Annotated in this window: 19 protein-coding genes; 5 read left to right on the top strand and 14 right to left on the bottom strand. The window is 43.0% G+C overall.

Annotated elements, in window-relative coordinates:
• Nucleotides 1-41 precede the first annotated feature (41 nt).
• From AC0YN7_RS09515 to AC0YN7_RS09495, 5 genes are all read right to left on the bottom strand, one after another.
• Nucleotides 42-1,178: a glycoside hydrolase family 88 protein gene (locus AC0YN7_RS09515; RefSeq protein WP_475809737.1), complete on the bottom strand. Its 1,137-nt coding sequence runs from the start codon at nt 1,176-1,178 to the stop codon at nt 42-44.
• Nucleotides 1,179-1,220: 42 nt separating this feature from the next.
• Entirely contained in the window at nt 1,221-5,132 is a 3,912-nt protein-coding gene (locus tag AC0YN7_RS09510) for a polysaccharide lyase family 8 super-sandwich domain-containing protein (RefSeq protein WP_475809736.1), read from the bottom strand.
• A gap of 25 nt (nt 5,133-5,157) precedes the next feature.
• On the bottom strand, nt 5,158-6,039 hold the full coding sequence (locus tag AC0YN7_RS09505; RefSeq protein ID WP_475809735.1) for a carbohydrate ABC transporter permease: 882 nt from the start codon (nt 6,037-6,039) through the stop codon (nt 5,158-5,160).
• 15 nt (nt 6,040-6,054) lie between these two features.
• The gene (locus tag AC0YN7_RS09500; RefSeq protein WP_475809784.1) at nt 6,055-7,011 is read right to left on the bottom strand and encodes an ABC transporter permease; all 957 of its coding nucleotides are present in this window, start codon (nt 7,009-7,011) and stop codon (nt 6,055-6,057) included.
• Nucleotides 7,012-7,103: 92 nt separating this feature from the next.
• The gene (locus tag AC0YN7_RS09495) at nt 7,104-8,744 is read right to left on the bottom strand and encodes an extracellular solute-binding protein (RefSeq protein ID WP_475809783.1); all 1,641 of its coding nucleotides are present in this window, start codon (nt 8,742-8,744) and stop codon (nt 7,104-7,106) included.
• A gap of 291 nt (nt 8,745-9,035) precedes the next feature.
• Here AC0YN7_RS09495 and AC0YN7_RS09490 point away from each other — a divergent pair, with 291 nt between their 5' ends.
• From AC0YN7_RS09490 to AC0YN7_RS09480, 3 genes are all read left to right on the top strand, one after another.
• Entirely contained in the window at nt 9,036-11,327 is a 2,292-nt protein-coding gene (locus tag AC0YN7_RS09490; RefSeq protein WP_475809734.1) for a helix-turn-helix domain-containing protein, read from the top strand.
• A gap of 105 nt (nt 11,328-11,432) precedes the next feature.
• On the top strand, nt 11,433-11,591 hold the full coding sequence (locus tag AC0YN7_RS09485; RefSeq protein ID WP_475809733.1) for a hypothetical protein: 159 nt from the start codon (nt 11,433-11,435) through the stop codon (nt 11,589-11,591).
• 841 nt (nt 11,592-12,432) lie between these two features.
• Nucleotides 12,433-12,561 carry a DUF6254 family protein gene (locus AC0YN7_RS09480; protein WP_475809732.1) on the top strand — a complete coding sequence of 43 codons (129 nt, stop codon included), beginning with the start codon at nt 12,433-12,435 and terminating at the stop codon, nt 12,559-12,561.
• Between the two features lie 410 nt (nt 12,562-12,971).
• On the opposite strand, the gene AC0YN7_RS09475 is transcribed toward AC0YN7_RS09480, so the two are convergent.
• Nucleotides 12,972-13,265, bottom strand: coding sequence for a 4a-hydroxytetrahydrobiopterin dehydratase (locus AC0YN7_RS09475; protein WP_475809731.1), 294 nt, complete (start codon nt 13,263-13,265; stop codon nt 12,972-12,974).
• Between the two features lie 90 nt (nt 13,266-13,355).
• Between AC0YN7_RS09475 and AC0YN7_RS09470 the strand changes: the two genes are divergently transcribed.
• Entirely contained in the window at nt 13,356-13,574 is a 219-nt protein-coding gene (locus tag AC0YN7_RS09470) for a helix-turn-helix domain-containing protein (protein ID WP_475809730.1), read from the top strand.
• Here the strand turns inward: AC0YN7_RS09470 and AC0YN7_RS09465 are convergent.
• The gene (locus AC0YN7_RS09465; protein WP_475809782.1) at nt 13,547-14,104 is read right to left on the bottom strand and encodes a GNAT family N-acetyltransferase; all 558 of its coding nucleotides are present in this window, start codon (nt 14,102-14,104) and stop codon (nt 13,547-13,549) included. The genes AC0YN7_RS09470 and AC0YN7_RS09465 overlap by 28 nt on opposite strands.
• 340 nt (nt 14,105-14,444) lie before the next feature.
• Here AC0YN7_RS09465 and AC0YN7_RS09460 point away from each other — a divergent pair, with 340 nt between their 5' ends.
• Nucleotides 14,445-14,789, top strand: coding sequence for a hypothetical protein (locus tag AC0YN7_RS09460; RefSeq protein WP_475809729.1), 345 nt, complete (start codon nt 14,445-14,447; stop codon nt 14,787-14,789).
• A 186-nt stretch (nt 14,790-14,975) separates the two neighbouring features.
• Here the strand turns inward: AC0YN7_RS09460 and AC0YN7_RS09455 are convergent, their stop codons facing one another.
• From AC0YN7_RS09455 to AC0YN7_RS09425, 7 genes are all read right to left on the bottom strand, one after another.
• The gene (locus tag AC0YN7_RS09455; RefSeq protein WP_475809728.1) at nt 14,976-16,136 is read right to left on the bottom strand and encodes a hypothetical protein; all 1,161 of its coding nucleotides are present in this window, start codon (nt 16,134-16,136) and stop codon (nt 14,976-14,978) included.
• Between the two features lie 973 nt (nt 16,137-17,109).
• The gene (locus AC0YN7_RS09450; RefSeq protein WP_475809727.1) at nt 17,110-17,322 is read right to left on the bottom strand and encodes a hypothetical protein; all 213 of its coding nucleotides are present in this window, start codon (nt 17,320-17,322) and stop codon (nt 17,110-17,112) included.
• Nucleotides 17,297-17,425 carry a TolB family protein gene (locus AC0YN7_RS09445; RefSeq protein ID WP_475809726.1) on the bottom strand — a complete coding sequence of 43 codons (129 nt, stop codon included), beginning with the start codon at nt 17,423-17,425 and terminating at the stop codon, nt 17,297-17,299. Before AC0YN7_RS09445 ends, AC0YN7_RS09450 begins: the two co-directional genes overlap by 26 nt.
• 59 nt (nt 17,426-17,484) lie before the next feature.
• Nucleotides 17,485-18,672, bottom strand: coding sequence for an MFS transporter (locus AC0YN7_RS09440; protein ID WP_475809725.1), 1,188 nt, complete (start codon nt 18,670-18,672; stop codon nt 17,485-17,487).
• A gap of 47 nt (nt 18,673-18,719) precedes the next feature.
• Complete coding sequence (gene thrS / locus AC0YN7_RS09435) at nt 18,720-20,633, bottom strand: threonine--tRNA ligase (RefSeq protein WP_475809724.1); 1,914 nt, start codon at nt 20,631-20,633, stop codon at nt 18,720-18,722.
• A gap of 652 nt (nt 20,634-21,285) precedes the next feature.
• Nucleotides 21,286-22,200 carry an L-lactate dehydrogenase gene (locus AC0YN7_RS09430; protein ID WP_475809723.1) on the bottom strand — a complete coding sequence of 305 codons (915 nt, stop codon included), beginning with the start codon at nt 22,198-22,200 and terminating at the stop codon, nt 21,286-21,288.
• Complete coding sequence (locus AC0YN7_RS09425) at nt 22,197-22,985, bottom strand: formate/nitrite transporter family protein (RefSeq protein WP_475809722.1); 789 nt, start codon at nt 22,983-22,985, stop codon at nt 22,197-22,199. Before AC0YN7_RS09425 ends, AC0YN7_RS09430 begins: the two co-directional genes overlap by 4 nt.
• Nucleotides 22,986-23,107 lie beyond the last annotated feature (122 nt).

Genomic DNA, 23,107 nt, shown 5'->3' with positions numbered 1-23,107 from the left:
GTTGCTAAAGAATTAATTCTGATACAAAGCTCCTAATCAATTTACTGCCGCTCGTACCAGTATCCTGGCAGCTCCTTTTCCATTCTAAGCAATGCCTCGAGATAGTAATAATCTCCCCAAATCATATAATCATCAGGTCCCATGTCACCGCGAACATGGTAGGAGCCGTGCTCGATCAATCCCTCTGCATCCGGCTGGTTCATCGTGGAGTAATTTTGAACCAAAGAAAGCATCATGCGCTGCACGGCATCAGAGAAATAAGCTCTATCAAGGTCATCTTGCGGCAAATGCTGCATGAGCTCGAGTATCCCGCATGCGGCAATTGCCGAAGCCGAACTGTCACGGGAAGTCTTCTCATTTTGAGGCGCATCAAAATCCCAATAGGCAACGTGATCTTCCGGCAGCCTTTCGATAAAATAGCGTGCTAGTCTTCTCGCTGTCTCCAGATACTGCTGGTCAGATGTATAGCGATAAGAAAGTGCGAATCCATATATTCCCCACGCCTGCCCTCTCGTCCAGGTTGAGCCGTCTTGATAGCCTTGATGAGTACCGCCTCTTATTGACTCCCCGTTCTCCGGATTAAAATAGAAGGTATGATAAGAAGAGTCATCTCCTCTAACGAGGAATCGTCTGCTCTTATCTGCATGAATAATAGCAACTTCCTTATATTTCGGGTCCCCCGTTTGTTCGGTGGCCCAATATAGAAGCGGCAGATTCATTAAGCAATCAATGATGATACGACCGCCGTTTTGCTCATCGCCCTCTTTGCCCCAAGCCTGAATAAGCTGAGCTTCTGGCCGCCAGCGATTCATCAATTTGTCGGCTGCATCGAGTGCTAATTGACGTGCTTCAGCATCTCCGTCAACAATCCATCCCGCCATAGCCGACGGTGAATACAAAAATCCGATATCGTGATGATCCAGATGTACGTTTTCATTCAGCCTTTGCCGGAAATCTTTCATCTGCTGCTTTGCTGTTTGATGGAACAGCTCATCCCCGCTATATTCATAAGACAGCCAAATCATACCTGCATAAAAACCTTCTATCCAGTCTGTACTACTTCCCCAGTTATAACAGTTTGCAGCTGGTCCTCTTGCAATATGGGGGAATGAATCTCCATGCTTCACCATGTTATTTCTAGTTTTTGAAACGGCATCCTCTATCGCTGATTTCCACATGATTAGTTCGCTCCCTCAGAGAAATATAGTCTAAATATATGGTTATGACTTTAAATAGGAGATAGCTACTAATAAAAGCTCAGCAAAAGCTGCGTCAATCTTATTGCCGGATTGTGCAAGAATGTGATTTTCTAACGCTTTCCATTCATTCTTCCTCTGTTTTTCATCGACTTGCCCTTGAATGCTTTCTATTTTCGATAATAAGCTGGTTAATATGCCTTCGTTGGTGATCCAGCCTTGTTGATAAGCGTAACGAACAGCTTCATCCAAATGATTGACATCCATCCGCACCTCTAGTAAATACGTTGAGGTCGTTTCGTTCCCAGCCGCATCAACCGCCTTTACCTTCACTGCATGTTCGCCGATAGTGAGTGATAACGGACTGAACGTATAGGTGCGGCTTATTGGGACATCGTCCAACTCAAGAGACTCACTGATCACACCACTTACAGAATCGGAGATATCGAACTGCAGGGTGCCGCCATCGGTCCAATACATAACCAAGGTATCGGTAGGAACGATGAAGGGACCCGTCGAATCGATTTTAACAATTGCCGTTTGGATTGCTTCTTGATTACCGGCATTATCGACGCTGTAGAACCTGATTTGATGCAGGCCTTCTTCAGTAACAAGTATGTTGTTCCCTTCCATAAACGCACCATTGTCCAGACTGTAGAATGTGTTCAGTACGCCGCTGCTCTCATCGCTCGCGGTCAATGTTACCGTTTGCGACGTACGCTGCCAATCTGGCTTCGCGTTATTTGTCGTAACTGGCGCTGTCGTATCCTTCTTAAATGTGACTACATGGGTTTTGCCGAATGATCCTGCGACAGTAATATTGAGCTTTAACGACGGTGTCGTCTGCGAAACCGAAACCGTGTCATCGGCTTGAACTAACGATAAGCCTGCTTTATTAAGCTCAAGTGTAATCGTGCTCTGTAGTTGTGTAGGATCGGAGACTGCTACGGTCAGCTCGGTTTCCGTTTCCTTCACCATTACTGAAGCCGGATTTTGTGCGAAAATGAAATCAACCGATGCCGGATTCCAAAAATTTGCTGCAGTAATACCGAGCTTCTTCTCTCTGACCGCATGAACGTCCGGCGTATTGCTCAACACTTCAACATCCGGCGCGCTGCTATAAAGCGCTGTATCCGCTTTATTTTTATTAGGCAGCATCACATAGGAATAAGACGCATTCGAAGGTGTTGCCCCGTGATCAAAGGCCAAACTCAAATAATTTCGCGTGATTGGAGTCGTCGATTGACCGCTGTTAATCTCATTCCAGGCGCCGGTTCTCGCTTCGCGCAAAGCATATACATTGGAGTATTCTGGGAAATAATAACCAATGTCGGAACCTGGTGCATTTCCGGCCAAGTGAGCCCAATTAACGTCACCCAATGTTTCCGACCAACCGAGTTGACTCGATTTGGCGGCTCCGTTAATGGTAAGCTCGTTATCTCCCGCATCGTTTAGCTTACGATTATCGATAATGGTCTCTACCGAATGCGGTCCGGCTGTTGTTTTTGAAATACCCGCACCCAAAGCGACGATTTCATCGTCGAACATAAACCATGACTTTTTACCCTGCAGATTGCTTCCGGTCGATTGCGTAAGTGAGAAATCCATACCTGCTGCACCGTAAAGGCTATCGATCGACGAGCCGCCGACCCATGTTTTCGGATTCATGTAGCTTTTCCACTCGACTGGCGTTATTCCGTTCCCCGATCTGTCTGTTGTCGTACCAGGCAGACGGAACGAATCTACAGTTGGCCAAAAGTCATTTCGGTACTGGGTAGAGTCTTGATTGTACAAATAAGTCATCCCTATCCCCGTATACCAGCCCTTCAAATTTTCGTTATTGCCCTTTTCAAAGGCAGAAATTCGATTCGAGAACATGCTGAGTCCGAAACCGTATCCGTCCTGCAAATGGACGACCCGGTCCATGCCTGCAAACACTTGGTTTTTAAGCAATTCTCCTCGTGGCTGGATCGAAGCATCGTTCATCACTTTTTTGACTAGAGCCAGCTCGTAAATCGGTAATCCATCATAATAGTTGGTATATGTCGTATCGGACTGAATCCATTCTTTGGCCATCCGCTTAATAGATAAAGCAACGTCCGCAGGAGCCCCTTCGGCTAAACGAAGCAAAGTAAGAATTGTGCCTCGGGCACTCCCCGAGCTTTCTCTAGAGATGCCTCTCCCGTTTACCATATCCATATAAAGACCTTTATAAATGACAGGTTCAAACGTATCCGTTACCCAGTTATAAACATTGTTTACGTTAGGGTCTGTTACCGGCCAAGGAGAGTCATTCAACAAAAACGTCATATCAGCAGCCCGGTTGAGCCACACCGCTCCGTATCCCGCTGTGTATGCGATGTTAGTGTGTTGAACAAGCGAACCATCCTTATATACACCGTCTCCGTGATCCGTGTAAATAAATTCCGGCCCGATGGAATCAAGTCCTTGCTTGATCTTCGCGCTATTGTTGCCGATCACGCCCCGCATCGTAACGACCAAAGCTTTATCGAGCAGATTGGCTCCCGTTTCTGTCACATTGTTGAGCGTTCTCCTCTTCGGATCCGGAACGAAACGATCGATAGCCTTGATGTATTTAGCTAATTGCACCGGTGTCAAATGATCATACATTAACACAAGAGTATCGTTCAGAATTTGCGGCGCTCCGATTTCCCAATCCCACCAGTTGCCGTATTCATTTTTGTTCTCGTTATAGCGGTTCGTGTACATCCAGTCCAAAGCGCTGATGATGTCATCCCGCAACGCCGCATTCTGATACAAGCTTGAACCTAGAAGAGAATAAGCGATCGCCATCGTCCGCAGCCTGCCATAAGCACTAGAAACTTGGGCCGAATTCGTCGCACTATTCAGATCGTTCCACAAGTATGAACGGCCAACAGCTTTATTGAGAGTATCCCAATACCCATTCGTATTCTCATTCGTTACGCTTTCGGCTATTTTAGATAGGTTGGACGCAATATCCGGATCAGACGGATTGTATTGGGCGCCTCCCGTCAATTTGCCATACCATTTTAACCGTATCCCGCTGTACGCTTGGATCGTTTCGGCTGATTCGACGTTAACTAGACATTGCGTTTTTATCGTTCCATCTGGTGTCGAGGCTATGATAATGGCTGAGCCTAGCCCAGCTCCTGTGACGTTACCATTACTATCCACTGCTGCTACATTCGGATCACTAGAGCTCCAGACGATTGAAGTGTCGGCTGCGTTCGCAGGTGTAAACGTAGGTGTAATCGTTACGGTTGCATCTTTTTCCATAGAAAAGGCGGTTTGATCAAAAGCAATTCCTGTAATCCCGTTATATTCCTCTAAACTTATATCGTCAAACCATACTTTCCCAGTCCCCGTTTCAAGGAAAGGTTCAATAACCAATCTCGTGACGCCAGCTGGTATTGTCAAAAATACTTGCTGCAGCGTCCAATCGTTCGTGCCTAACAATTTGGTAGATGCAGGCCCGTCTCCTACTTTACTTGTGTTATAATATTGCGTTCTGAAGTAAGCCCCTGCGCCAGTTACGTTATCCGTTTTTAACCACAACTTAAGTCTGTAAGATTTGCCGGCAGTTACTGTCGTAACGCTTTGATTCACAGATACTCTGCTAGTTGCGAAGGCGTCAAACAAGATTGATTTGCTCCCTTCATGATACGTGTCCGGATCTAGCGTTACATTCACCGTTTTATTCGGAGCTTTCCCGCTTCCGGTTGGAATCCATAGACCCCAGTCTGCTGGGTAAGGACTCATAACGCCGCTCCAGCTGGCGTTGGTCGTTGCAGTCGTCAACTCGAAGCTTCCATTCATCATCAAATTCGCCCCTGCAGCCTCCGCTCTATAGATAGCGTTTTCATAGAAGGGAATGAATGCTGCAACCAAACTGAAAATTAAACTGACAGCTAACAGCTTACTCACTTTTATCATTAACTTCACCTCATTGAAATTAATGCTAGCCTTTTATCGCGCCGATCATTACACCTTTGACAAAGTATTTTTGTAAAAATGGATACAAACAAAGGACTGGAACGGTTGCAATAATGATCGTGGCATACTTGATCGTTTCGCCAACAGGCATTTTGTCCCCGCCGCCTACACCAGTCATCATCGAATCCGTGCTGTTAGTAATTAAAATTTCCCGTAAAATCAACTGGAGTGGGTACAACTCCCTTGTCCGAATATAAATGAGTGCATTAAACCAAGCATTCCAATGTCCGACGCCATAGAATAAAATCATAACGGCAATTACCGGCATAGATAATGGCAAAATAATGCGGAACAAAACAGTGAAATCATTTGCACCATCCAGCTTCGCAGATTCCTCCAGGCTGACGGGCACGCCCTGAAAGGCAGTACGCATAATGATCAAATTATAAGCGCTCATCGCAACCGGTATAATGAGTGCCCATCGAGAATCGAGCATTCCTAAATTATTGACTAACAAGAAAGTAGGAATTAAGCCGCCGTTAAAAAACATCGTAAATACGATACAAAACATGATCGGATTTTTCCACATGACATTTTGTCTAGAAAGGGCATATGCTCCCAATGAAGTCATTAATATATTGAGAGACGTACCCACTACGACATAAAACAATGTGTTGGCATAACCGGTTAAAATCGCTGGATTTTGAAAAACCATCTTGTACGCAACAAATGTTATCCCATGCGGATATAATATGATTCCCCGTACCTTCACTAACCAGGCGGGATCGCTGAGGGATGCAAATAAAACGTACAGAAACGGATAAAGCGTAACAATTGATAAAACAATCATGAACCCAACATTGGCTATGTCAAACAACCGTTCTCCAAAACTCCGTTTAACCATCATACGTTACCGACTCCTTTACCAAAGGTTATTCTCACTCGTTTTTCTGCTGATGGCATTGGCAAGGACCAGCAATGTGAAGTTGATTGCTGAGTTGAACAGACCGACCGCAGCACTATAGCTGTAATTGGCCTCCAAAATCCCTTTCCGGTACAGGAAAGTCCCGATCACGTCCGCTGTCTCATAAGTGGTGCTGTTGTAAAGAAGGAGAATCTTATCCGTTCCCACAGACATAAAATTACCAATTTGCAAAATAAGTAAAATAATAATGATCGGCATAATGCCAGGAAGCGTTACATTAAAGGTTTGCTTCCAGCGACTCGCTCCGTCCACCTTTGCCGCTTCATATAAGGAGGGATCAATGCTGGACATCGCAGACAAGTAAATAATAGAGCCCCACCCAATACTTTGCCAAACATTGGAGGATATAAAGATTGTTCTAAACCAGCTGCTCTCTCCTAAGAAAGCAATCGGCTCGATACCAAACCAGACAAGAATATTGTTAATCAGCCCATCTCGAGCTAGAAAATCGACCATCATTCCCGAAATAACAACGATAGAAATGAAATGCGGCATATACGTAATCGTTTGTACCGCTCTTTTCAAATAATTGCTGCGCAGCTCATTTAATAGCAGTGCGAGTATAATCGATGCCGGGAAAGAAAATAACAGATCATACAAGCTAAGCAGCAGTGTATTACGCAGCAAACGCCAGAAGTAGTAGCTATTGAAGAAATCCTGGAAATGCTGTAATCCTACCCAGGGGCTGTTCCACATCCCTGCACCTGGAGAAAAATCTTTAAACGCAATTTGCAAGCCATACATCGGCATGTATAGAAAAATCACATAGTAAGCAACAACGGGAATAAGCATCAGATAAATATACTTATTGACCCTGAGGTCGCGGAACGCGCGATATTTGAAGGCGTTCTTATCGACCCCCGTCACAGGGGGACCGGATTTTCTATTCAGCATCATGGACATAGTAAGTCCTCCTGTGGGGGTATTTTTTCAATCTTCTTTGGTTAATTTAGAGCGGTCTTAATGATTAGTTTTGCATCAATTCGTTATTTTCTGTTATTGTAACGCTCAAGCGCGGCTTGTCTTGCTGAAGTCGCTTCTTCGATTCCCATGTTTTTTATTGTCGTTACGAATTTATCAAAATTATCAATCGGCTCTGCACCCATAATAAATTTATTAATCATTTCATCACGATACGTTGTGACATCATTCATTATCGCAGATGTTTTCGAGCCTTCATCCGCAGTCAGTGTAATCGGTGGAAGGAGCTTTGTGATATCCGCTTGCGACCAATTCGAGTTCGCTTCAAGCTGTTCCGGCAGCTGGAAGTATTGCTCCAAGTAACGTTTGTCTTGTACCATCGGACCGCTCCAGTTTGCTATAAAATATTTCGCCATAGCTTCTGTAATGGGCAGACCATCTGGATTTTTTAAAATGGTATCGGTATAGGTCGGATAATCCCCAACCATCGTATAGCTTTCTCCTTCGATCCCGAAATTGAACAGCAAATGACCTGCTTCCCCATATTTATAATCCAGCCACTTAACAATTTGCTCAGGATTAGCAGCATTTGCAGAGATCGCAGCCCCGATTCCAGAGTATGGGAAGGTATACTGTCCAACTACTTTTCCTCCTGCATCAAGTGCAGGCAATACAGTTCCTGTCATTGAGAAATCAGGGCTATCTGCTTTCATTAGTGTGTTGTAACGACCAATTGAGCTGCCAGGATATCCGCTTAATGATCCCAACTGATTTCCTGTTACTTTCGCATCCTTCAGCTTACCATCAGTAGTCGCATAATCACGATCGATTAACCCTTCCTTATACCATTTGGCCATTGTAGCCAAAAACTCTTTAAATTCAGGCTGAATAGGACCATACTTTATTGTTCCTCCATCTTGATAGAAGCTTGAAGTAATCCCCCACGCTCCAACGAATAGAGAGTTATTATCCAAATCTGCAATGTTAAATAAATAAGGAATTTCATCCTTTTCATTATTGCCGTTCGGATCTCCATCACGGAATGCGGTCAGCACCGTTTCCCATTCCGCTATCGTTTTTGGTGACTCTAGTTGTAATTTTCCGAGCCAATCCTTCCGAATAATAGGACCATGAACGTACGATTGCATCGGATCACCTAACAAGAAAGGCATTGCGTATATATTTCCTTCATCTGTCGTAATCATTTTGCGGAACTCTGGATTCTCCTCCAACACTTTGGTCAGGTTCGGCGCGTGCTCTGCAATTAATTCATTTAGGCGAATTATTCTTTTATCCTTAATCAAGCTGTCCGCACCTTTAGCTGCTCCGCTCCAATTGTATTCGATTACATCTGGAAGCTTGCCGGATGCGATCATTAAGTTGAATTGATCCTTTTCCTGACCTGTTGGCGGATGTTGAAATTCCACTTTCGTGCCTGTAACCTTCTCTAATTCTTTGTATGCAGCTATTTCACCATAATCCTTCATTGTTGCTGCTACGTTGCCATTTAAGGATACCCAATACGATACCTTTGCTGGATAGCCAACCTCAGTACCGGCTTTCTCCGTATTCTTTTGCTCATTATTACTGGTTTTCCCGGTGTTTGCTGGCGGGTTATTTGATCCGCTGCTGCATCCTGCAACTACTAATAATGCTGTGATCGAAATACCGATTACCATGTACGAAAGCGATTTCATCTTTTTCATTCTCATTTCGATGACCCTCCTCATATTCGTTGCGTTATTCGTTGCGGAATCACCATCCGCATTTTGATTATAGAAGATGACCGATCAACTTGCCCATAATCAGTATCTAGAAACACTTGCCAAACTTCACATTTTGGATAAACCAATATTAATCTGGGCTATCTTTTCTTCCAGTTGACGTTTTTTTGAGCACAAAATAATGATATTTACATGCTTATGCAATTGAACGATAAAGTCAATTATGTTACGCTGAACACACTTTTAAATGACCTAACGGGAGGTTTTGGATTAGTGCGACGCCGTAAAAATGTGTTTTTAACGTTATGGTTATCTTATCTTCTCATCCTAGTTATCCCGGTGACGATCTCAGCTTTCCTGTACACGAATATTGAAAATACGATGGTCGAGAATGCTAACCGTTCCAACCTTGCGATGCTGGAGCAAGTCAGACAAGTTGTCGACAACAACATGAAGGAAATCGATCAATTAACAATTCAAATTGCTACTCACCCCAAGCTTCAGACGCTATGGAACATTAAAGAAGGTGAGCGGTATATCGAATATTCCGAAGCAGTCATTGCTCTCAAAAACATACGGAGCGGGAGTGGCTTCATAGGTGATTTTTATATCCATTTACGAAACCAAGATATCATCTTTTCTCCTAATTTGAAAACGGATACAAATACTTTCTTCACAAAAATATCACCCTATGCAAATAAAAATGTAGACGAAATAAAAACAAAGCTATTAACCGGCTATCACTTCAAAACCTTCTGGCCGTCAGAAGCGGTATTCGACGGAGCTCTTTCGAAGAATGTCATCGCTTCAGCCATTTCCTTGCCCCTTGGAGAAAGTGAAAACGTTCGGGCAACACTTGTTATGCAGATTGATGAACAACAAATATTTAATCTACTCAAGCAAATCGAATGGGCAAACAGCGCAACTATGTATATTGTAGATGAGTCCGGGCAGGTACTTCTGTCTACAGCTGAGAACAATAAATTACCAGAAGGTCTTCCATCCGGAATGCTGGAAACGGACTACCGCACTTTTAAGTATAACGGTCAAGATATGATGCTTTCCTATACCAGTGGAGAAGGTGGATGGAAATACATCTCACTTATACCGGAGAAAGTCGTACTGCAGCGTATCCATGAAATGACCGGCTGGGCTGTTACACTCCTTATAATCGCATTGCTTGGCGGAACCGCAGCCGCGTACTGGATGGCCTATCGCAGTTACAGCCCGATCCGTGAAATGGTACTCGCCCTGATGAATGGGAAAGTCGATAAAGCATCTATTGCAGTAAATGAGTATGAGTTCATTAAAGCATCGATTGCGAAAAATATGGCGGAAGGGGTACAGATGCGGCATATGCTTGCAAACCATGCTCCTGTCGCTCGCGCGCATTTTTTGACACGTCTGCTGAAGGACCATACTGGGCACGAACCCTTCGATCAGAACACGATTGACTTTATGGGTGTGCAGATGCCATACGATCATAGCTGTGTTGTTCTTATTTCGATCGAGGATTCCAGCAAGTTCATGAAAGAGGATCGTGAAGAGGAATGGGCACTCGTTCAATTCATCTTATATAATTTAAGCAGCGATTTGATCAAAGGTAAGGGTTATGTTGTGGAAACCGAACGAAATCAGCTGGCACTTCTGCTAAATGTGCCTGGTTCATTAGAGGAGACGATAACGGAAAGGGACGGCATTATTCTTCAGTTAAAACAAATCATTGAAGAACGATTCCGTATGAAAATTACGATTGTATCCAGCTCGATCCATAAAGGCATACAGCAATTTGGAAAATGCTACAGGGAGGCCATTAGTGCCCTCGACTATAGAATCATTCATGGCACTGGATCCATTATCCATTATGATCAAGTCAAAGATGTAGAGCGAAGCTATTACCATTACCCGATAGAAGTCGAAGTTCAGATGATGAATTATTTGAAAAGCGGTAATTACGAGCAAGCTGTCAGCCTGCTGGATGAGCTATATGAGCAAAATGTAGCTTCCGGCGTCATAACGCCTGAAATGAGCAAATATCTGTTCATTGATTTGCTCAGTACCGTATTAAAAGTGATTAATGCGTTGAATATCGATGGAAATCAATTTTTTCAAGGAGCTGATCCTGTCAGACATATTGTCGACAGCAAATCAGCCCTGGAAATGCAGCAGAAAATCAAAGAACTAAGTCATCATATATGCAGCAATGTTCGAGAGGCTCGCACCGATCAAAACGATTTGCTGAATGAGCAAATAAAAAATTACATCAATGAGCACTTTTTAGACAATAGCCTTAGCTTGACTTCTATTGCCGAAAACCTTGGTATGACGCCTCAGTATATATCTGGTTTCTTTAAAAAACAAAATTGCATAAACTTGACCGAATATATTAGTGATATTCGTATTCAAGAAGCGAAAAAGCTGCTCGCTGAATCCAGCTCGACGATGCTTCAGATCGCGCAGAAGGTAGGATATGCGACCGACACCGGCTTTATCCGTGTTTTCAAAAAGCAGGAAGGCATTACTCCAGGAAAATATCGTGAAATGGTTACTGGAGTTGAAGGTTAGTCAATTACACTGTTTCAATTAAGTATGATGTGGTTATATATGAACAAGCAGGTAATAACCCTATCCTACATTGCCTGCAAAACTTTGAAAGAGGTGTCAGTTACTATGAGTAATACAAAAACTTCTTATCGCACCGGAGAAACTTGTGAACGCACAGGGAACTACATTTCTCAATCAGGCAGGCGCAGTGAATTCCGTGAAGGAGAAAAATTTCTTTATTGTCCAGTCACCGGTATGGATACAACTTGGGAGTTCGTCGAATAATCGATTGATAGTTAATTATTAATACGTATAAGGGCTGCTTCAAAAGTAGAGGACTACTTTTGGGGCAGCCCTTTACGTGCTTATGCAGGTTCGTGACCTCACCTGTACTTATAGAGGTTGTAAGTTCACCACATTCACAACTCATCTAAATCCATAACCTGATCTAGATCCAGATTCAGATTCTCAATCGCATATCTCATTCGCATCATCAATATCAATATCAATATCATCAACATTGATTGTGCTCTGAAGTTTAAGTACTGCTCGCGAACAAACCAGACTACCAGCCAATACATGCGGAAGTTTACAACACTTCCTACACACACTCTAACCACAACTAAACAGACTATTGAGCTTTTCACATCAACAGAGCTTACAACGCAACACACTAACCGCATCTGACCAAACTATCGAGCTATTCACACCAACTGAGCTCAGAACTCAACACACTAAATCCCTTAAGCTCGAAAATCGTGCTTACAGCCCACTCTCCACCGCATTCTGGAGGGCTTAAGCTCGATAATCGTGCTTACAGCCACCTTTTTCCGGCTCCAACTACTAAAACCAAAGCTGTAAGACCAAAAATCGAGCTTATAGCCCCTAATTTGATCGATCATGGGGTCTGTAAGCTTGAAAATCGTGCTTACAACTTTTCTAACGTACTATTTCCTCCATTATACACTCCTAAAGACACTTCCGATTACACTCTCTCCAGAGGAATTGAAAATTACCGAAGGTCGTTAATATATTCAAATAAATGCTAACAATGAATTGAACACCTTCTTCGTATGAGATGGCTAACAATATGCCAACCTACATAAGGGAAGGAGGGGGCGCGAATATGACATCATCTAAAAATCGTCGAGAAAATGCATGGCATCAACGAAAGCACTCGCAGCAGCCTCATGGTAAAGTGAAGTCATTTGAAGAGCTTAGCAAGGAAACAGGGAATACCAAGTCTGAGCAATAGCCGTACAAGCAATAGTATTCAAGACAATCAATAGCTCAAACACGGCTAAACCTACGCTCCACTTCAGCAACAAAATAACAAAAAACCTCGAAAGCAAGCTTAAATCGGCTTTCGAGGTTTTAACTTCATATTCGGTGCTCAGAATTCATAAATGAAGCTAGTTACAAGTTGTTACGAGTTGTTACGAGTTCTTGAGAAAGTCCTGAGTCCTGTCTTAACGTAAAGTTATGTGAGTATTTAGAGCTTAAGTCGCGACATTCATCATTCTCAGCGTTAAATGCCGAATATTCGGATAATACAGCCTCGAATAAGACATACTATTCAACAGCCAGCATCTGCTATAATGTTAATCAGTCCTATAATTAATCAACTCTTTAATTTGTTAACTCACTAATTATTCAGCTCTTTAATCAACTCTTTTCGACCTTAAAAGCTTCATCAAACGCTTCCGCAGCCGCAAAATCAAGCTGCGTCAATCCACCATCGACCCAAGTCGTCATACGAAGCGTGACCATTTTGTAATCAATGGCAATAAAGGGATGATGTTTAAGACGCTCGGATGCTTCAGCTACCTTATTTACAAATTCGATACCGTCCATAAACGCGCGAAACCGATATTTTTTGACGATCCACTTGCCGTCTTCACGGTTCCAGCCTGCCCGCTCTGCTAACTTTTCAACGATTTCTTGCTCTGTAAGTTTCATGTACTTCACCCCTTAATCATCAATGTATTTAACATTTATACCTATTGGTCTGATTCAAATATTACTACTAAAAAAGGATGATTCATAAAAATGAAATATGAGTTGGGTCGCTGTTTGCTTGATGATATTTTAATCGCACGGGGGATGTCACGAGTTCAGCTTGGGCAACTTTTACACTATAAGCCAGAACGCATAGCTGACTACATCGATAACAAAAGAGTAATGCCTCTTCAAGTCGCGGTCTCAATTGCAGACACCGTAAAATGCGATGTGCGCGAGCTTTACGAATTACGATCCGTAGATGGATAGTACTCATCTTTTAGAATGCCCATAAACACTACATCACTGTATCGTCCATTAGAAAAGTGCTTCTGCCTTAGTTTCCCCTCTTCTTTAAATCCGCATTTCAAATAACATTTCATTGCGTTCTCATTGTAATCATGTACTTCAAGCTGTAGCCGGTTTAGATTTAATTGTTGAAAAACGAATGCCTGCATAAGATGAATAGCTTCCGTTCCGAACCCCTTATTTTGCCACTCGGAATTCCCGATAACGATCCCCATTTCAGCACATCTGTTTTTCCAATCCAAATGAAACAAATCTATTTGACCAATATATTGTTCCGTATCCTTATGGGCAATTACAAATCCCTTCTGATCGGTCTTTCCTTCAATTATTGTATTCAGATAAGCTTCTGTTGCGTTTCTGGTATGAGGATACATAAAAATATCAGATAGGTTATTCGTTATTTTCGGATCATTGACCCAAAATCGCATGGATTCTAAATCTTCTATTCTATATTCTCTCAAAATAATTCTTTCTCCAATAAGATGAGGCATCACGTCACTCCCTCTTCACTTTTATACATATTATCATATTTAGAGAATAGGAAACTTCTAATTACCGGATCGAAAAAAAACATCAGGACTTTACAGCTTCACTATTGTATAAAGCAGTATCCTGTTCACGCGAAGGTTAGTAATGGGATATAATAAAGGTTGATCAAGTCACGGTATATCACTGCCTAACCATCATCTTCCTTTCTTGGCCCAGCAGCCATTGTTTTTAGCAAGCGGGAAATACAATACCTAAGTAACAAGAAATGAAGATGTATCCGGTTTGAGTGAAATTAATATATTATGAACTACGCGATTATAATTCTAACTTGGAGGATTTAAAATGTACGAAGTTACAATGGATTTGGCAGGAGATTGGATTAAGACGGTTAAGGAAATTTTACAAAGCGCTGGTGAACAGTTGATTGAAGAGTTTACGAATGAAGAGCTTTCAATACGTTACTTTCGACTGACAATGTCTGCCGAGCAAGCGGAAACGGCGGCTCGTGATTCATTAATGAGGTTGAGAGATATGGAAAAGGTGATCAATAATAATCTTGAAACAACGATTGTGCCTGATATTCGCAAGCGGACTAACTATGATGGCAACCAGTTTCACTTTTGTTGGGTATACAATCAAGGTGAACATATTGTCGAGCTAAAATCAGAGTATCGGATTCCGCTGTAGAAACATATAAGCTAGTATCGCTTATCAAGCCCCCATCCTGAGTAGCAATAGCAGTATAGGGGCTTAATAGGCTTTCTTGCTTGCATATTCATCGGGATAGTCCTCTACCTAGCTTTCCAACATCGATCGTTCACTTCCATAAATCTCATAATTCCACATACTTCTTGCCTAGTATTGCACAACCTATCATTTACTTCGCTTAAACCATTCCCCATTGCCAGAACCAAAGTGATACCAAACTGAGCCATCTGGAGAAACCCATTTCTCGTACACCTTTACCGTTTGCGGAGAGTAGAACCCTTTGGCATGTGACTGTTCACCAGTTAACGGAAAATAATAATAGGTATCGCTTTTAGTTAAGCTCAGTTTCTCGTCAATGCTTATAATTCCCTCTGGCCGTTCAAGCAAAGCTCTTTTCGGGTTTACCCACACATCACCGTGCTCCCTCGTCCGAATATGTTTCCAATCATCGGACGCTTCAAAAGCCTCATACTTTCCTGGCTCCATCCATGCGGTTGAACCATTGTGACTAATCACATTTTCTCTTTCGACGATTGGCTCGGAATAATATCTTGTTTTTGTAGGGAGTGTGATGGTTTCGTCTAGTTCCCTGTAGTCTTTGATGATTAGATTTTTTGGTGAAAGCCATCTTTCCCCTTCTGGTAGAGTAACCTTTATCCAAAATACTTCGTTAGGGCCGCTTCCAGCTATCCATTCGGAACTTACTTGGACGGCCTGCGGTTCGACCTTTTCTCCTGATGCTTCAACTACAAAGGGATGAGGATAAGTCGTTTCCTGTCCTGTTAGCTTGATTGTATAGGAAACGGGTGTCGCGATTACATTCTCCAGTGCATCCGGATCTTTAATCCATTTTTTCCCGATCCAAGTATCGATCTGATACCAAAACCCTGTACCTCCCATTACGATTGAAGACGCGCTAGTGAAGCTCCAGCTCGTATAATGGAAAGCTTTTGTGACTTTAAACTTCTGCGGCGCAACAGTTTTATTCGTTGGATAACGAGTATCTGGTCGATCATACAAAGGAACAGAATAAACCGTTGTTATCGTTTTAACCTTTTTATCTAAGGTTCCTCCCAATAATCCATCAATATTCGCCTCAACCCACTTATCGCCAAGCCATGTTTTGATTTTAAACCAGCTGATATCTTCATCCATCGCTCTCTCATCGAAAGGTATTAGGTTTGATGAGACGACTGTAACGACTTGAGAAGCGGTCAACACTCCTGCCGGCTTAGCCGATTTCCAAGGATTATTATAAATAGAGGTATCTTTTAATAAGTACAACTGTGCAGGAAGGATTGAAATCGCACCAACTGGTTTAGGCATCAACAAGAGCCCCGCTAAGATTGATAGTAATAATGAACTAAGAGTAAATATGGTCAGTTTTCTTTTATACAAAATTTACACAACCTTTCATGGCTCAATCTCAAAATCAGTGCTTGATGACATGAAACTCTATGCAGACGGTGTAGACATCCTTTACCATCATTCTATTTCAATGCATGTAAGTGGGATAGATGGGCGAGTAGATTATTCAACGCATGTAAGTGGGATAGATGTGGGCGAGTAGATTTTTCGACTCGTGTAAGTGGGATAGGTGGGCGAGTAGATTTTCAACTAATGTAAGTGGGATAGATGTGGAAGAGTAGAATGGATATCGTACATTCAAACAGCTTATATTCCCATGTTTCAATGTGTTTGAATGGAAAAGGTACAATCAAATAGGTAGTTAGAAGCTCTTGATCTGCATAACAGGCGATTAGCTTGTATGAAATACAGTCTGGGACAAATACAACCTTTTTGTTGTGGCGTTGATTGTACAAAATACAGTCAAATACGACAACAGAAGAGAAGTACGCGATTATCCCTTTATTTGTTGACGCAAATTACATACACTTCTGGCGGATTGGAGCAAGGTTTAATTAGTTTCACATTGTGAATCTAATGAGCGGAATTATGGAATTAGAGATGAATTAGTTTCAGAATATAGAGCTAAATCACCGGAAAGAGGCGCAGAACGAGCTGACCGAGCAATTAAGTTCAACATCTGAAACTAACTTGTGACTGCTCCTTTAGAATGCTCATTTAATTGCAAAAAATGAAACTACGCGGGCGTAGCAAATAAGGCAGTGGACGAAGAGTTCGTTTATTTGTGAACATGCCGATATACCTGCGAACAACAGGTCCGTTAATTGTTCCAAAAGGATCAAATATGCGCCATTTGAGTATAGTAACGGAACCTATGCCGCTTATTGCTGATTCCTACTATTAGAAAAGTAATAACATGCCACTATAAAAGCTACGCCCTCAACTCATAGCTCACAAATGCCAGCAGTCTGCCATCGGGCGACCAAGAATTGACGTTTAACGTGCCCTGCCCTCCGAACAGCTCAACCAACGTACGATACTCGCCGCCACCAGCACTAGACATCAGTCTAATTTCTACATTTTTACTAGCGGGATGATCCGCAGGAGCCACATCACCCTTACGGTAAGTAATGTAAGCAAGCAACAGATTCTCCACCTGGCGACACATGCGGAAACCAGCTATTGCTCTCATCAAAAGTCATTTGAGTCTGCCTGCTGCCGTCCGCATTCATACGCCATATTTGCATACGCTTAGTCAACTCTTTTTATATCAAGTATATTTTCACCATTACTGTAATAACTCGTTTCATTTCCCCTCTTGTACCTGCTGCTTCGGTCGAAACAAAAGCCCAAACAACGCGAACAAAAGGAAAGCACTGCCTAGAAATAAAAATATACTGTGTATCGAAATATAACGAATGCCGAATCCGCCAAGAGTTGGCCCCATAATACTCCCAATACTGAAGTGAATAGATGCGATAACGTTAGCTGCTGGCAGTATGGCCCTCGGTAAAATATCCGCCGCATAAGCCAGTCCTAACGAATAGAAAGAACCGACTAAGCCGCCAGCTAAGGCAAATAAAACAAACAATATACCGACATTGCTTCCTGCGACAGGTATCAAGAAAAACACAAGTGAACCAATCAGTCCACAGGCGATTAGAATCGGCTTTCGGCCTATCTTGTCACTCAAAATTCCGAGCGGCAGCTGCAAAATAAGTCCGCCAACGCCGAAAGAAAGCAGCAATAAAGATATCCAATGCTGACTTAAATCGATCCGCAAGCCATACAATGGGAAATTGCTGTTCATAGAGGCCTCCATTAATCCGTACAGAAAGCCTGGGATTAATACAAACCACGCCATACGATAGGTTGTAATGAAACGGTTTTCTGATGATCTGCTTTTCTTTGCTTGCTCAGGTTTTTCATTCTGGAGACGGAGTACTAGCAAAAGCACGCTGAAAAACAATGCGCCGCTCACCATAAAAGGAACCGCTTTGCCAAAAGACATCAAATTAATTCCAAGCGGCCCAATACTGAACCCTAAGCCATACGCCATTCCATACAATGAAATAAATTTTCCTCTACGATCTGCCGGGCTTGAGCTGACGATCCATAATTGAGTCGTATAATGCAGGCAGCTATCTCCAACGCCAACCAGCAAGCGCAATACAAACCACACCACAAGCGAATCGCTTATTGGAAAGAGCAGGACGGACATCGATACCAATGCAATGCCTGCTATAATAACTTTTTTATATCCAAACCGAACGACTGGCCTCTCTACAAAAAACACCGTGCAGAAAATACCAATATATAATGCCGCCGAATTGATTCCGTTCATATCTGATGACACACCGGAACGCTCGAGCATAATGGTCAGCAGGGGAAGCAGTAATCCTTGGCTCATCCCAGCGACCATTACGACAAGCAGTAAAGTAATTAATCGAGAACGAAATGATTGAGTAGCTGTTGCGATAACATGCGATGACAAAACGTTAGCACTCTCCTAAATTGTATACTAATAATAACTATTCAATCTTAAGCTTTAGATTGAATTTCTTCCCGAATTTGCTCAGTGATTTCAACTATGCTTTTTGAGCCAAGATCGCCTTCCGATCGCTTTCTAACCGACACCGTTGCGGAATTTTTCTCATTTTCACCGAGCACGAGCATATACGGTACTTTTTCTAGCTGGGCTTCCCGGATTTTATAGCCTAGTTTCTCATTTCGTATATCGACTTCCACGCGTATACCCGACTTTTCCAAGGCTCGCTTCACCTCTAGTGCATAATCAATATAGTTCTCTGATACAGGCAACAGCTTCGCTTGGACTGGCGCGAGCCATAGAGGGAATGCACCGCTGAAATGCTCTGTCAAAATACCGATAAATCGATCAATGGAACCATAAACCGCACGGTGAATGACGACCGGACGGTGCTTTTGATTGTCTTCGCCAATATAGGATAGCTCAAACTTTTCAGGCATTTGGAAATCCAGCTGAATCGTGCCGCATTGCCAGCTCCGTTTAAGCGCGTCTAAAATATGAAAGTCAATTTTCGGACCGTAAAATGCCCCGTCCCCTTCATTGACGGTATATTGGATACCTCGATTATCCAGCACATTTTGCAAGGACTGCTCTGCTTGATTCCATAACTCCTCCGAGCCCATTGAATCCTCTGGACGTGTGGATAACTCTATTTTGTATTCAAAGCCGAATACCTGATAAACATGGTCAATCAGCATAATGACGCGATTAATTTCATCCTCAATTTGATCCGGCCGAACAAATAGATGCGCATCGTCCTGGCAAAATGTACGAACCCTCATCATCCCGTTAAGGGCCCCGGAAGGCTCATGCCTGTGCACCTGACCAAATTCCGAGAGGCGAATGGGCAGCTCTCGATAGGAACGTAAGCTATTTTTGAAAATAAGCATATGCCCTGGACAGTTCATCGGTTTAAGCGCGAACTTTGTATCATCCACATTAGTAAAGTACATATTATCCTTGTAGTGATCCCAGTGGCCCGATTGCTCCCAAACCCGATTATTCATCATTAGCGGCGTACGTACTTCATCGTATTCTCGCTGCCTTTGGATCTCACGTGCAAAATCTTCAAGCTCCGTACGAATAGTCATTCCTTTCGGAAGATAAAAGGGCATTCCTGGCGCTTCCTCAGAAAACATAAACAATTCGAGCTCCTTGCCTAGCTTGCGATGATCACGCTTTTTGGCCTCCTCCAGAAAGTGCATATGCTCTTCCAGCTGACTTTTTTTCGGAAACGAAGTGCCATAAATTCGCTGCAGCATCTTATTATTCGAGTCACCACGCCAATAAGCACCCGCCACATTCAGCAGCTTGAACGCCTTTATTCTACCTGTGGAGGGGAGATGTGGTCCGCGGCATAAGTCGAAAAACTCTCCTTGATCATAAATTGTAATCGCGACATCATCCGGCAGGTCACGTATGAGCTCCAGCTTTAACGGCTCCTCAAGCTCCTCAAAAATGTGGAGGGCTTCAGCGCGACTGACCTCTCGACGAACAATGGGCAGGTTTTCTTGAATAACCTTTTCCATCTCTTTTTCAATGGCACTAAGATCATCACTGGATAGTGGTTTTTCGATATCGATATCATAATAAAAACCGTCTTCAATGACCGGCCCAATAGCGAGCTTCACAGCTTTTTCGCCATAAATTCGTTTAATCGCTTGAGCCATTATATGTGCCGTAGTGTGACGATAGATGTCTAGGCCATCTTTGCTTTCAAGCGTTACAATTTCGATCTGGCTATCCTGATCGATCGGTTCGTTCAAATCAACAGGCTTGCCATTTATTTTTCCAGCGACAGCATTTTTCTTCAAACCGATACTTATTGATTCCGCAACCTGTGCTATTGTCGTGCCTTGCAAATACCTCCTAGCTGTTCCATCCGGCAAAATAACATTAATCTCCATGATTCATCCTCCATTTCTACTTTTTTTTATGAACGCAAAAAAACGCATCTCTCCCAAGAAGGGACGAGTGCGTTCAGCTCGTGGTTCCACCCTAATTCGACCTGCTGAATAGATAGTCAGGTCCTTATTAGTATCCGATATCGGGGATAAAACGGTGTCGCATACTGCCTTGAGTCACAGCTCAACGGGTTCAACGTCACGGCTGCAAAGGGGTAATCTCACAACCGGTAACTGGAGAAGCTTTCAGCCTTAGCCTCTCTCTCTGGACAGCTCGGATAGGAAATCATGTCTTTGGTCAGTGCCTATTATTTGTTAGATTGTATTATACTACATAACTAAGCTTGAATAAGTCAAGTAGAAAATAGTTCAACAAATTAAAACCTTGATCTCATTTATGTTAGCAGCATTACCTGTAATTTCGATATCGTACTGACTATTGCTATATTTTACTCGTGATCTTTAGAGGCGCACAAAAAGACCCAGCGCTTAACAGCAAGCACTGGGTCCTTCACAGTTAATTATCTCAATGATGACCAGTATGGTTGCTTATGATCACCTCGTCGTTCCTCATTTTTCCAAACACAAAGCAGTGAATGTAGGGTAGACTAGCTCATTCGTGCCTCTGTCAATGACTGGGTTGTTAATCCAATCATTATTCAGAAAGCGATTGAATAAGTCCCTTCAGCTTGTTCGCTGAACGGTGCAGCAGCTCTTTTTCTGCATCTGTAATCTTGATATCAAGCACCTCGCGCACGCCTTGACGATCTACAACACAAGGAACACCTAAATATACATCTGAGAGGCCATGGTAATTCTCAACCAAAGTAGAAACATTTAACACAGCCGATTCATTCCGCAAAATAGCAGTTACGATCCGGTCCAGCGCAAGCGCAATCGCGTAATACGTAGCGCCCTTTGCTTCAATAATTTCATAAGCCGCATCTCTTGTATTTGTGAAAATATCGGCCTTCTCATCCTCAGAAAGCGCTATGGCGGAGCCGGCAACATTCGCAAGGCTCCATACCGGCAGCTCGGAATCACCATGCTCGCCAATAATATGGGCATGAACGCTGCGCGGATCAAGCTGCAGCTTCTCACCAATTAAATAGCGGAAGCGTGCGCTATCAAGCAATGTTCCCGAGCCAATAACACGGTGGGTAGGCCAGCCGGATTTCTGCCAGCTAAAGTAGCTCATAACATCGACCGGATTTGTCGCGATCAACAAGATGCCGTCATCATTATACTTTAACACCTCGGTTACGATACTCTCATAAATGGCTACATTCCGCTTCAGCAAGTGGATACGTTCCTCGCCTGGCTTCTGTGCGGCTCCCGCCGTAATTATGACGATATCAGCATCCTTGCAATCCTCGTAGCTCCCTGCCCATACCTTCGTACGACCGAGAAAAGGCATACCGTGGTTCATATCAAGCGCATCGCCCATAGCTTTTCCACCATTCGCGTCAATAAGCACCAATTCATCCATACGATCTCTTAGCAATAATGTATATGCGGTCGTGGAGCCTACTGCTCCTACTCCTATTACTACAACTTTAGTCTTCTTCATGATTCATCCACCTCATCAAATGGTTTATTTACGAAATAATACATGCCGCCCATTAGTAAGGAGCCGCCAATTAAATTACCGAGCGTAACCGGTATTAAATTATGAAGCATTCCACCTAATGAAATTGTTCCTGGATGGTTCAGCACCAGCGCAATGGCGAAAGTACAAAGGTTTGCAATACTGTGCTCGTAGCCCGAAATGAAGAAGCAGAAGACGAACAGCATCATCGTAAACAGCTTTGGCCCGTCCCCCCGCAATGACATCGGTATAAAGAAAGCTAAACATACTAGCCAATTACAAAGAATTCCTCGGAAGAACAACTCCCATACTGGAGTGTGTATCTTCTTCTCGACTACGCTGAGCAAAAATCCGTTGACTGAAGCATCATCGAATAATCCCGTTGTCCAAATCAGCAGTGCGAACGCTACCGCTCCCAGCACATTGCCGCCATAGCTCATACACCATAGCTTTATAACATTTATCCAGCGCATTTTGCCGCGCAATGCCGTATAGGTGTAATAAAACGTGTTGCCTGTAAACAAATCCCCGCCGCCATAAGCGATTAGAATAATAGCGGCTCCAAACGTGATAGCGGCCATCGGGTACGTTAGCGGAGAGTGCTCGTTATAGAAAAAACTACCCGTCTTAAACGCCACGATAACACCGAATCCGATAAACATACTCGCGAGCATAGCTCGCAGTATATAACGCAGCTTGCTTTTCATATATATTTTCTGTTTCTTTAATGCAAGCTGCTCGACCCTTCTTAAAGGGACATGCTCCATAAACATCCCTCCTGTTTGCTTCAAAGGTTGAAGCTCTTCTGCTGTTACAACTCAGTATAAGTTTTCCATTGCATGTAAGCTGTGATTATTATCACAAAGGTTTGCTCTGTATTCTCCACAGA

It is taken from the genome of Paenibacillus sp. J31R122 (assembly GCF_056269185.1).
The sequence above is the reverse complement of the archived record's forward strand: the minus strand, read 5'-3'. Positions and strand labels throughout refer to the sequence as shown.